Origin of the sequence: Paenibacillus sp. OT2-17, from assembly GCF_009827695.1 — a bacterium.
GTDB classification, from domain to species: Bacteria; Bacillota; Bacilli; order Paenibacillales; family Paenibacillaceae; genus Paenibacillus; species Paenibacillus polymyxa_B.
Genome location: NZ_WUDQ01000089.1, coordinates 1 through 12,167, shown reverse-complemented (window position 1 = coordinate 12,167; position 12,167 = coordinate 1). Strand labels below are relative to the sequence as shown.

Sequence of the window (12,167 nt, the reverse complement as noted above, 5' to 3'; positions counted from 1 at the left end):
TCTGCATCTTCCTGAAGCAGATTAATAGGCTTGATATTCAATTGTTCCTGCAAATCAGATGAAGTCATGGATTCTTCCCCCCTATGTCTCAATGTCGCACAAGACGTCCTATCCTTAATATTAGACCAAATTGCAGGCTAATACAAGAACCTGACAAAAAAAGCATCCCTACAGTTACAGGTAGGGATGCTTTTGCTTCAAGAATAAAGTTAGCTGGCTACTGAAATATGAAGTCCGTGCTTCTCGAACACCTCGATGATCGCTTTCTTAGCTTCCTCCGCATCTGGTCCATGAACGTGTAGTTCATAGCTATGGCTGCTGACTAGGGTCGTAAACAAGCCCAGTATACTTTTCACATCAATATACTTATTTTCGGAATGAAGGACGATGGAAGAGGTGAACTTGCTCGCCGTCTGTGCAATTTCAACAACAGCCGCGTTATTATTGGACATAGAGATCCCTCGCTTTACTGAATTGTCATGTATCGTTACTCATCCATAATAATACATTGAAATCGCTTTCTCAGCAAGAACGGATATCGTTATTTTAAATTTTCAGGGTTTAATGGCTCCAGCTCAGGCAGTACAAAGATGCCGTCTTTACGAATCAAAACATCGTCAAAATAAATTTCACCACCGCCATATTCTGGACGCTGAATCAACACCAAATCCCAGTGGATGGATGAACGATTACCGTTATCCGCTGTTTCATAAGCTTGACCTGGTGTAAAATGCAAGCTGCCAGCGATTTTCTCGTCAAACAAAATATCCTTCATTGGATGTAAAATGTGCGGATTAAACCCGATGGCAAACTCGCCAATATAACGTGCTCCCTCGTCAGAATCAAGAATATCATTCAGCCGCTTCGTATCGTTACTCGTCGCTTCCACGATCTTACCATTTTCAAAACGGAATTTAACATTTTCAAAAGTAATACCATTATACAGGGTTTGTGCATTGTAGCTGATAGTTCCGTTAACGGAATCACGTACAGGTGCGCTGTATACTTCGCCATCCGGGATATTGCATTGACCTGAACACTTGATAGCTCCGATTTGCTTAATAGAGAAATTCAAATCCGTACCCGGTCCGCTGATCCGTACCTTGTCCGTCCGATTCATCAGGTCTGCCAATGCATCTTGAGCTTTGTCCATTTTTGCATAATCCAGATTACACACATCGAAATAAAAATCTTCGAATGCTTCTGTGCTGATATTCGCCAATTGAGCCATGCTGTCATTCGGATAACGCAGCACTACCCATTTGGTGTGTTTCACCCGTTGTTCGCTATGTACCGCATGCTGATAAATGGAATTATACATTTTCATTTTATCTTCCGGCACATCTGACAGATCATTTACATTTTCCCCTGCACGAATTCCGATGTAGCAGTGCATTTGCTTCATCCGGTTAAGGTCAATCTCAGCCCAGGTCTCCAGCATTTCCTTTGTCGCGTGACGAAGCATGGCGCTCTGTACCTTACGGTCTGTAAGTTGTACAAAAACATTTCCACCTTTTTTACCAACTTCATGAATGATGGCGTTAAGCAAGTCACGCTCTGTACCAATCATTTCGATCAATACATTTTCTCCAGGCTGCACCTCAACAGAGTAACCTACCAAATTTTCCGCCAGCTTAAGTATTCTAGGATCTTTCATGTAGTGTCTCTCCTTCTCTATTTCATTCTTTTTGAACAATGGTTAATTCAAAATTCATTGTATCACGCCCGCTCCGTTACTTGTAGTCCTCAAAAGTAACTCTGGTTATCAAAGCCTCTTGATGCAGCTCTTCATTCACTCCCTGTCGGGAAATCCTGCATTCCGATGAAAGCTTTAAGGGTAAACCTGTTTGGCGATCTATGGTCAGATGATACACAGTACGCACAATGGATTGCTCCAACTGGTTGCACATATCCTCACAACTTTGTGACCATACTTGAGTCAGCTTCTTTTGCAGTTCTCGATTCGTTCCTGTATGCTGCGTTTTTAATATCCCGATTTGAGGGTTTAACGTATTCATTTCTTTTATTAAACGATCTTTCAACCAGCGCTTTGCCGAAGCAGATTCCGGTTCAATCCTCAACATCCAAGTTCCCCGGGCAGCTCCCGTTTCCATACGAATGCTCTTATTCAGTGTATTTAATTCCTCAAGCTCCTGAATCGGATTGAAGCGATTTAACATACCATTTCCACCCAGAGGGGGATAACCGGATGTCAGCGCAACCCATTTTCCACTCTGACGAAGAAAATGTTCTTGTGTAACATCATGCTCGGACTTACCTTGTTGCAGGGCTACGTAGCCACCTTGCTTACGAAAAGCTTCTGTAGAGCCCCAATGCATGATCAATTCATCGTGATTTCTTAGCCTACCGCGATATTCAAACTGCTTATTCGTTGGCAGACCACTGTCAGCTCTAATTGCAGTCCGTCCAGTAAACGTTACCATCTCTTTGCCAGCCATTCCTGCAACAGATCTCTTAAAAATCTGCTCAGGAGTATATTGTCGATCCAGTGCACAACCACTTAACACACCTATCACAAGGAACACACCACAAACCTGAATCACCCATTGCTTTCTCCAATGCATCCCATCATCCGTCCTATCCTGAACATAACTGTACTCATGAGCAATAATCCTGCTTCAAGGCAGTTATGCTACCTGGTTCACTTTATCGTGTTTTCCCTATAGTTCAAACATACACACGATAAAGCTACGTTTAGGATTACCTGTCTGCAATGGGTTATGCAAGACAAAAAGAGAACATTCCCTAAGAAATATTCTCTACACATTGGCTACATGATCAACAACTATTCGATTGCGTCCTTCATTTTTCGCTTCGTACAAGGCCATATCAGCCCCATAAAATAAAGATTCAATACTGATCTGCTCGTCCAGCCAGTTCCATTCAGCAATCCCGCAAGAAACAGTCACCTGAGGCTCGGTTTCATGCTGTACACGGTAACGTATTTTTTCTGCATATCCGAGCGCCTGCTGTACCCCCAGCTGCGGTAAATAAATGGCAAGCTCCTCGCCGCCCCATCTGGCACATACATCCTCATCGCGAGTCGCCGAACGAACGATATTGCTGACGCTTTTCAGAATTTCGTCACCCGTCTGATGCCCATACGTATCGTTCACCTGTTTGAATTGATCAATATCTACCAAAATAAGAGATCCACAGAAATCCTTTTCCTGATGTTGCTGAATGATTTGGTCCACATAATGACGTACATACAGACCTGTTAACATATCCATATTAGCCAAACGTCGCACCTCAGCGTGCAGCATAGCATTGGTTACCGCCAACCCGATATGAGGGGCTAGCATTTGCAGCATTTTGTAATTATCATAAGAGAAAAAGTGTGGAAGCTTGCTGGACAATAGTATAACCCCTCTAGGAGTACCGCTGGTCTTCATAGGTACAGCCATCAAAGACTGGGAGTCCGTCGCATCCATAAAATGAGAGGTTATCTTCCCATCCTTTCTATAGTCCGACACAATCACTGGTTCTCCTGTTTTGCGTATCAGTCCAGCAAATCCCTCTTCATGAGGGTAACTTTCTAATTTTAAGCTTTCCACATTACTCGACATGACCTTAAAACAGCTTCCATCCTGATCAAGCTGTACAATACAACAAAAGTCAGCCATGAACATTTTTAATAACTCCTGCACGGCAAATTCAAATATTTCATTTAACTTCAGGCTCTGATTCAAGCGCTGAACCAGTTCATTAATGAGACGCAATTCATGAATAAGTACATTAGACTGCTCAAGCAGCTTCGCATTTTCAAATGCAGTGCCAGCCGTATCCGCCATCATGGCAATCAGCTCTACATCCACTTTTTTCATACTATCCGCACCCGATGGAAGGATCATATGGAAAACACCGTATACACCCTGCTTGCCACGTAATGGGATGCCGATTTCAGTCCTTTCATCTTGTGTACCGACAGGCTCATTCACAGCCATTTGCCCTTTCATAAATGCACGGACGCATACATCTTCGTCCCGTTCATGCAGCAGCAAAGGTTTGACCTGCGGATTGCGACTGTGTCGATCCTGACTCATATACAAGGTGATATCTACATGGGGAAACAAATAGGCGATGCTCCCGAATACCTCATCCAGCACGCCTTCCACGTCAATTTTGTCATGCATCCGTTTTACAATCTGAAATAAAATAGAACGGCGTCTACCTTCACGATCGCTTCGATTCTGCATCCCAAGGATATCTTCCATAAATATATACTCAAACTTCGAGTAAAAGCAGGATTTAAAATGTAAAGCAGCTGCTAACAATGTGTCCTGATTTGAGACAGAATGTTGAGCAGGCCGTGTAAAACGAAGAGCGGCAAAGGGCTCCCTCTTGTAATTACGGCATAGTATGGGAACCATATACACAAACGCAAGGCTTCCATCACGAAGTTTGCGCTGACTCACTTCCATCTCTCTAGATATGCAACAACGTTCGACCAAATCCAAATCCTCGTCATCATCTTCTTCCCTACCAGCAACACGAACACCTATAAAATTAAAAACAGCAGTATATTCTTCGTTAATCCAGGATATACCATTGCTCTGCTGTAACCAACTCCGATATCCTTGGACAAGCAGCTGGTTAATATAGGGGAAATCATAGGGTGTCATATCCATGTTCTGGAGCCAGGCAAAAGACGTATATCCTTTATCATCAAACAGCGGAGCACCGCCAGCCTGGACTGTTTTACTGTCAAGCATTTGCTGATCCGTTGTTGAAAATTCCGACATATTAAGGCGCTCCTTCACAGCAAAATTAGCTGTACCAAGACAGCGGCTATACACCACTATAGCTCATAATATGATCTATTTTACTCTCAACTCTAGAAATTTGCATCCATTTTTCAGAAATTCGTCCCACTTTTTTAGTTCTTAAGCCCTATCGACAAATTCTGACGTTTTCATTCTTTTTCTTTTCTTGACATTGACCCACTCTTACATATAGTATATATTAATGAAAAAGACTGTACGGCAGAACTATCTACTGTGCGGATCTTAAATTTTGGGCGTAACAGTTTGTGTCACCCTCATCTTTTTTGTTGCTGACAGGACAGCGGCTGAACTTTTCTGTCAGTAGTGCGTCTTACCTTAATTGGTAGCGCCGAACAAATTGGAGCGCAAAGAGAGCCCCAACTCAAATTTTAATTATGAAGGAGTTAACTCTATAATGGCACGTTACACTGGTCCTAAATTTAAATTGAGCCGTCGTCTCGGTATTTCCCTGAGCGGCACAGGTAAAGAATTGAAACGCCCTTTCCCTCCGGGACAACATGGTGCAAACCAACGGAGAAAAATCAGCAACTACGGTATGCAGCTTCAAGAGAAACAAAAGCTGCGTCACATGTACGGCTTGGGTGAAAAACAATTCCGTACCCTGTTCAACAAAGCTCAACACATGCACGGTATCGCTGGTGAAAACTTTATGTTCTTGCTGGAAAGCCGCCTGGACAACCTTGTGTTCCGTCTTGGCTTTGCTAATTCCCGTGCAGGCGCACGTCAATTGGTAGCTCACGGTCACGTTACTGTGAACGGTAAAAAAGTTGACATCGCTTCTTACCAAGTAAGTCTTGGCGACGTGATCGGTCTTCGTGAAAGAAGTCGTTCCCTGTCTTCCATTAAAGAAGCTTTGTCGTCCGAGTTACCGCCAAAGGCAGAGATGTGATCCCTAACCCATTCCAGCGCAGCGATCTGATCCAGCAGTCCCGCATTAGAGGTCAGGCCATCTCCCTTTGGAGTCAGATGCAAAAATCCTAACGGCCCCAATCGATAATTGATCGTAACAACCACAACATCGCCATTCTTCGCCATGCGTTCCCCGTCATATAAAGGTATAATCCCGGACCCCGTGACAAAGGCACCGCCATGAATCCACACCATCACCGGGCGTCCCTTCTCAGGTGCCTTCGAAGCAGGTGTCCAAACGTTCAGGTATAAGCAATCCTCTGACTGCTTAGGCGGTTCCACCAGATTTCCAGTCATGCTTTCAGCGGATGGCATAGGTTGCGGACAGATTGGCCCAAAACTCGTCGCAGCCCGTACACCCTCCCAAGACTCCAAAGGCTGGGGCGCGTGAAAACGTAGTTTTCCAACAGGAGGCTGTGCATATGGGATACCTTTCCATACATGATATCCATTCCCCGTTTCCCCACGTAATTGACCTAAACGAGTATGTACTGTAATACTCTCCATCATGAAGCCTCCTTTATTTCGTATCTTCAACACAACGGTATAATATCAATCTTTACATATCTCTATTATACCCTTTGCACACGGCCAAACCAAAAAATACCGGAAGCACTTTTGCGCTCCGGCATTTTTATAAACAAGATAGAGAAATAGCGATTAATCCCGAACTTCTTCTTTGGGAATCAGCTTGTAAATTTCTTCGCTTTCCATAGAGTCAATTAGTCGGTCTAGCCACTTGTAATAAGCGACGGCCTGCTTCATTTTCATACGATCTTGCTGAAGAATCGCCTTAAATTCCTCGTACTCTTCCCCCTGATTCATCAATCTGTCCAGCTCATCAATGGCTTTGCGCAACACCAGTAAATTTGTTTCTACCGCTTTTCTCCATTTAATAGCGAAGAAATCAGTGAAGGTTTGATGCCAGTCATATTCGACTTCATACAAGTCTTTGCGTGAGCCCTTGCTCCATACCTTATTTACCATTTTCAGATCCAATAATGTTCGAACTCCTGTACTCATGCTCGTTTTGCTCATTTCCATTTCACGGCCCATCTCGTCCAGCGTCATCGGTTTATCCGCAAAAAAAAGCAAACCGTATAAATGCCCCGCAGACAAAGTGATCCCATACAGGTCCATGTTTTTACCTATAGCTTCTATAACACGTTTGCGAATTTTTTGCAGCGAAGCCTGCTGCTCATCACCTAACTGGTACAAGCTCATGCTTGCAACCTCCTAATTTTAGAGCATTTTGCACAACCTAGTATGAACGATTTACCCGTAAAAGATTAGCTTTGACGCAATGTATGAAATCTTTCAATATAAATGAAATGTTTCAAAAACAAAGCTTCTGTCTATATTACAACAGCATGGATCGTTCAAAATCATAATTCGCAAAATTGCTAATGATAGTAAACTTTTAAAATTATGGATATACATAAATCTTTTTCTTATGGTTATATTTCATTGTCTATTTTAAAAAAAGCACTATCGGTTGTAAAGTTCCGAATGTTTGAGCATTCTATAGAACGAAGGAGCATATCAAAGGAAACTTTGTACAGTTTTTTCTGTACGTACTTTATGAACAGTTTTTTTGTTTGAAATGTAAGCAATGCTTCTGTTACAATTAATTTTGTCATTAACCGTTCAGGATGTTCAGAATTATGATTTTTATACTCAATCCTTAATGCAACATGGGGTTAATACCAAGCAAAGTATAGAAAGAAGAGGTGTATGTATGACGATTTTGGAAGTCAAAAATGTCAGCAAACTCTTTGGTCCTCACGCAGAGCAAGGTGTTCCGCTCCTGGAGCAAGGCTGGGGCAAGGAAAAGTTGGCCAAAGAAAAACAGATTACTGTTGGTGTCAATAAGGCCAACATGGAAATTAAGCAAGGTGAAATTTTCGTAATTATGGGTTTATCGGGCAGTGGCAAGTCCACTTTGGTGCGAATGCTAAATCGCTTGATTGAGCCTACCTCCGGTGAAATTCTGGTCCACGGCAAAGATCTCCGTAAGATGAACAAAGAACAACTTCGTGAAGTTCGTCGTAAAACCATCAGCATGGTTTTTCAAAAATTCGCCCTGTTCCCACATCGGACTGTACTAGAAAATGTAGAATATGGTCTTGAAATTCAAAAGGTAGAAAAAGCACAGCGTCAGGAAAAAGCGCAACAAGCGCTGGAACTGGTTGGTCTTAAAAACTGGGGCGATAAAATGCCCGATGAATTGAGTGGCGGTATGCAGCAGCGTGTCGGTCTGGCACGGGCGCTGGCTAATGACCCTGAAGTACTTCTGATGGATGAAGCGTTCAGTGCATTGGACCCTCTTATTCGCCGTGACATGCAGGATGAGCTGTTGGAGCTTCAAGATAAAATGAAGAAAACAATTGTGTTTATCACCCATGATCTGGATGAAGCGTTGCGGATTGGTGACCGGATTGCATTGATGCGAGACGGTGCGGTCGTACAAATCGGTACACCGGAAGAAATTATGATCCAACCGGCTAACTCTTATGTAGCCCGCTTCGTCGAGGATGTGGATCTGTCCAAGGTATTGACGGCTGCTCATGTCATGCTTCGTCCAGAAACCATTACCATGGATCGTGGTCCGCGTGTGGCTCTGGAATTGATGCGGGAGCGTGGGATTTCCAATTTGTTCGTCATTGACCGCACCAAAAAGCTACTGGGTGTTATTAACGCCGAGGATGCTGTGCATGCACTGCGCAACAATTTGAAGATTGAAGATATTTTGATCACTGACGGACCGCAGGTTCCTGCCGAGACTGTCATTAATGATTTGTTTGAAATTACAAGCTCGTCCAAAGTGCCGCTGGCTGTAGTCGATGATAAGCAGAAGCTACTGGGCGTTATCGTCCGTGGAGCATTGCTCGGCGCACTTGGTGGAGATGTTACCACTATGAAGGAGGTGAATGCCCATGATACCGAAACTGCCAATCGCTGAGTGGATTCAATCCATTGTCGACTGGATGGGTATTCATCTGGCTGGATTGTTTAATGTTATTTCTTCCATTATAGAAGCTGTAGTAGGCTTTTTCTCAGGCCTGTTCATGCTTCCGCACCCTCTGGTGTTCATCGTGATTATCGGGATTATCGCCTTTATGATCGGGCGGGTTCAGCTTACGCTGTTTACTGTCATCGGCTTCCTGCTAATTGATAATCTCGGCTATTGGAGTGAAACAATGAATACGCTGGGACTGGTCATCACGTCTGCGCTCGTATCCATTGTTATCGGGATTCCCATCGGGATCTGGTGTGCATACAGTAAATCCGCATCACGCATTATCACGCCTTTACTTGATTTTATGCAGACGATGCCTGCGTTCGTGTACTTGCTCCCAGCGGTTACCTTTTTCAGCCTAGGTGTTGTACCAGGTGTTATCGCTTCTGTTATCTTTGCTATCCCCCCAACCATTCGTATGACCAACTTGGGGATTATGCAAGTATCGGGTGAGCTGATCGAAGCATCAGACGCTTTCGGTTCAACATCTGCGCAAAAGCTGTTCAAAGTTCAGCTTCCACTGGCATTGCCTACCTTAATGGCTGGTATTAACCAGACGATTATGCTGTCACTGTCCATGGTTGTTATTGCTTCCATGATCGGTGCAGAAGGCATCGGTGCTGTTGTGTACCGTGCTGTGACACAGCTGCAAATCGGTAAAGGTTTTGAAGCCGGCCTAGCTGTTGTCGTCCTGGCTATTGTGCTTGACCGTTTTACGCAAAACCTGTTTAAACCTACGCAAAAAGGCAAAAGCCGCGTATCCAGCAAGCAAAAAGTATGGATTACTTCTGCAGTTACAGCTGTCATTTTGATCGCTGGTGCATCTCAATATTTTGTTGGTACGGATCATTCCGCATCTGGCAAAGGTAACGCTGCTGCCAACCCGGTTGGCGAAGAAGTCGGTTACAAAATTATCGGTATTGATGCCGGGGCAGGCATTATGAAATCGACTGCCAAAGCAATTCAAGACTACAATTTGTCTGATTGGAAGCTCGTTGAAGGTTCCGGTGCAGCCATGACGGCCACACTGGACAAAGCCATTAAAGCGAAAAAACCGATCATTATTACAGGTTGGACTCCTCACTGGATGTTCAACAAGTATGATCTCAAATATTTGGAAGACCCTAAGAAGTCTTATGGTGAAGCCGAGGGTATTCATACGATTGCCCGTAAAGGATTGCAACAGGATGCTCCTATCGCTTATGAGTTTCTGAAACGTTTCAAATGGACACCAGAAGATATGGGTGAAATGATGGTCGCCATTCAAGCCGGAACCAGTCCTGAGCAAGCTGCCAAGGATTGGGCGGAGAAACATGCCGACAAGGTTCAGGAATGGACTCAAGGACTGCAACCTGTCAATGGTGATACCTTCAAGCTAAGTTATGTGGCTTGGGATTCTGAAATTGCCAGCACGAATTTGCTGAAATATATTTTGGAAAACAAACTAGGTTATAAAGTAACCGCACTGCAAGTGGAAGCAGGTCCTATGTGGACGGGTGTCGCTAGTGGTGATGTAGATGCTTCACCTGCCGCATGGCTGCCGTTAACCCACGCGGATTACTGGGCTAAATACAAGGATAAGCTCGACGATCTTGGGGCTAATATGAGTGGTGTTAAAACCGGATTGGTCGTTCCAGCTTACATGGATGTTAAATCGATTACTGATTTGCAGGATAACGGAGCCGAAGCGGCTCCGGCTTCCGCCACAACTGGGGACTTTGGCAAAGAGGTCGGCTACCGCATTGTCGGTACCGACCCTGGAGCCGGACTAATGAAGCTAACCGCTAAAGCTATGAATGACTATGGCTTATCCGACTGGAAGCTGCTTGAAAGCTCTGGAGCTGCTATGACCGCTACACTGGATAAAGCTATCAAAGCCAAGCAGCCTATCGTCGTAACAGGTTGGACTCCTCACTGGATGTTTAATAAATATGATTTAAAATACTTGAAAGATCCTAAAAAAGCATACGGTGATAAGGAAGAAATTCATACCATCGCCCGCAAAGGCTTGAAGCAGGATGCTCCTGTGGCTTATGAATTTCTAAGCCGATTTAAGTGGACTGCTGAAGATATGGGTGAAGTGATGATCGCGATTCAGGACGGTACCGCCCCACAGCAGGCTGCTAAGAACTGGGCTGATAAACATCCTGACAAGGTTCAGGAATGGATCAAGGGTCTACAGCCCGTCAACGGTGATCCTTTGAAGCTGAGCTACGCTGCTTGGGATTCTGAAATTGCTAGTACGAACGTATTGAAATATGTATTGGAACAAAAATTGGGCTATAAAGTAACAGCCCTGCAAGTGGAAATCGGCCCAATGTGGACTGGCGTGGCCGGCGGAAGTGTAGATGCTACTGCTGCTGCTTGGCTTCCATTGACGCATGCTGATTATTGGGCTCAATACAAGGATAAGGTGGATGACATCGGAACCAGCATGACTGGCGTTATGTCCGGGCTTGTCGTTCCATCCTATGTACCGATTGATTCTATCGAGGATCTTAAGCCGCCGCAATAATATTTTTTCCACTTTTAAACCATATGAATAAGCAAAAGGCAGATCAGGGTTTACTCCTGATCTGCCTTTTTACGATATCCATATTTAAAGTTGCTCTCAGCCTTTTAGCGTGAATCCTTCTTGAGCAGGCACATCGGCATGCTGCCCTGTCGTCTGGTGCTGTCTAAAGAATAACGGATAGATCGCGAAGGACACCAGCAGACTCACACAACCAATGACGCCCAAGGCAATCATATCTTTGAAGATGTATGTGATATCCAGTCCTTTGAGCGTGATATTCCGTACAGCATCCAGGTAATACGTCAGTGGCAATATTTCAGCAAGCCCCCGCAAGAAGCCGGGCATTGCCTCTAATGGCCACGTATAGCCTGATAGCATAAAGGAAGGAACAGCAATCAACATCAGGGTTTGGGTCGCATCCACTCTAGTCTTGGAAAAGAGACTGAATAGGAATCCTAACCCGCACAGTGCAAAGTTAAAGGCCAGCGACACTAAAATCAACGGTAATACCTGTCCCCTAAACGGAATATCGAAGCATAAAGCGCTGATACTGAATACAGTCAGCACATTGAAAGCTCCCGCTGCATAATACGGTGCCAGTTTGGCAATAGCCATACGCCAAGGGGTATTTCTCCATGCACCAAATCTCCCCCAAGTCCCTGCTTCCTTATCACGCGTGCAAGACAACGCAATACCAAGCAGCAAACACTGCTGGAGAGCCGCAGAAATAACCCCTAGTGGCATGAAAAGTTTATAATCATATACCGGGTTAAACAACACTCTGGACCGGAACGGGATGGTAGTCAGCGTCGCGGCAGCCTGATCGGAGTTCATTCCCTTTTGCTTCATGGAATTGACCGATACTCCGGCACTCACGCTGCTAATAACCTGATTCGCAATCCGACTGGCGCTGTTG

8 protein-coding genes and 2 pseudogenes are annotated in these 12,167 nt (G+C 44.5%); 3 read left to right on the top strand and 7 right to left on the bottom strand.

The window, feature by feature from the left end; genetic code table 11:
* Nucleotides 1–209: 209 nt before the first annotated feature.
* The 4 genes from GRP75_RS12790 to GRP75_RS12775 form a co-directional block, all read right to left on the bottom strand.
* Nucleotides 210–452, bottom strand: a complete 243-nt coding sequence (locus tag GRP75_RS12790; RefSeq protein WP_013310915.1) for an HPr family phosphocarrier protein — start codon at nt 450–452, stop codon at nt 210–212.
* An 89-nt stretch (nt 453–541) separates the two neighbouring features.
* Nucleotides 542–1,657: an aminopeptidase gene (locus GRP75_RS12785; RefSeq protein WP_013310916.1), complete on the bottom strand. Its 1,116-nt coding sequence runs from the start codon at nt 1,655–1,657 to the stop codon at nt 542–544.
* A 76-nt stretch (nt 1,658–1,733) separates the two neighbouring features.
* On the bottom strand, nt 1,734–2,585 hold the full coding sequence (locus GRP75_RS12780) for a hypothetical protein (protein WP_202404115.1): 852 nt from the start codon (nt 2,583–2,585) through the stop codon (nt 1,734–1,736).
* Between the two features lie 195 nt (nt 2,586–2,780).
* Nucleotides 2,781–4,766 carry a sensor domain-containing diguanylate cyclase gene (locus GRP75_RS12775; protein WP_160789484.1) on the bottom strand — a complete coding sequence of 662 codons (1,986 nt, stop codon included), beginning with the start codon at nt 4,764–4,766 and terminating at the stop codon, nt 2,781–2,783.
* A 436-nt stretch (nt 4,767–5,202) separates the two neighbouring features.
* Here GRP75_RS12775 and rpsD point away from each other — a divergent pair.
* Nucleotides 5,203–5,670: pseudogene (gene rpsD, locus GRP75_RS12770) on the top strand (30S ribosomal protein S4); the annotation flags it as partial.
* Here the strand turns inward: rpsD and GRP75_RS12765 are convergent.
* Nucleotides 5,664–6,224, bottom strand: a pseudogene (locus GRP75_RS12765) (carboxylesterase family protein); the annotation flags it as partial. The pseudogenes rpsD and GRP75_RS12765 overlap by 7 nt on opposite strands.
* Nucleotides 6,225–6,377: 153 nt before the next feature.
* Nucleotides 6,378–6,941: a GbsR/MarR family transcriptional regulator gene (locus GRP75_RS12760; protein ID WP_028543060.1), complete on the bottom strand. Its 564-nt coding sequence runs from the start codon at nt 6,939–6,941 to the stop codon at nt 6,378–6,380.
* A 514-nt stretch (nt 6,942–7,455) separates the two neighbouring features.
* Between GRP75_RS12760 and GRP75_RS12755 the strand changes: the two genes are divergently transcribed.
* Nucleotides 7,456–8,679, top strand: a complete 1,224-nt coding sequence (locus GRP75_RS12755) for a quaternary amine ABC transporter ATP-binding protein (protein WP_028543061.1) — start codon at nt 7,456–7,458, stop codon at nt 8,677–8,679.
* The gene (locus tag GRP75_RS12750) at nt 8,654–11,251 is read left to right on the top strand and encodes a glycine betaine ABC transporter substrate-binding protein (protein WP_023987579.1); all 2,598 of its coding nucleotides are present in this window, start codon (nt 8,654–8,656) and stop codon (nt 11,249–11,251) included. Before GRP75_RS12755 ends, GRP75_RS12750 begins: the two co-directional genes overlap by 26 nt.
* Before the next feature lie 96 nt (nt 11,252–11,347).
* On the opposite strand, the gene GRP75_RS12745 is transcribed toward GRP75_RS12750, so the two are convergent.
* Nucleotides 11,348–12,167 (bottom strand): ABC transporter permease (locus GRP75_RS12745; protein WP_160789483.1); only part of this gene is annotated, 820 nt, incomplete at its 5' end.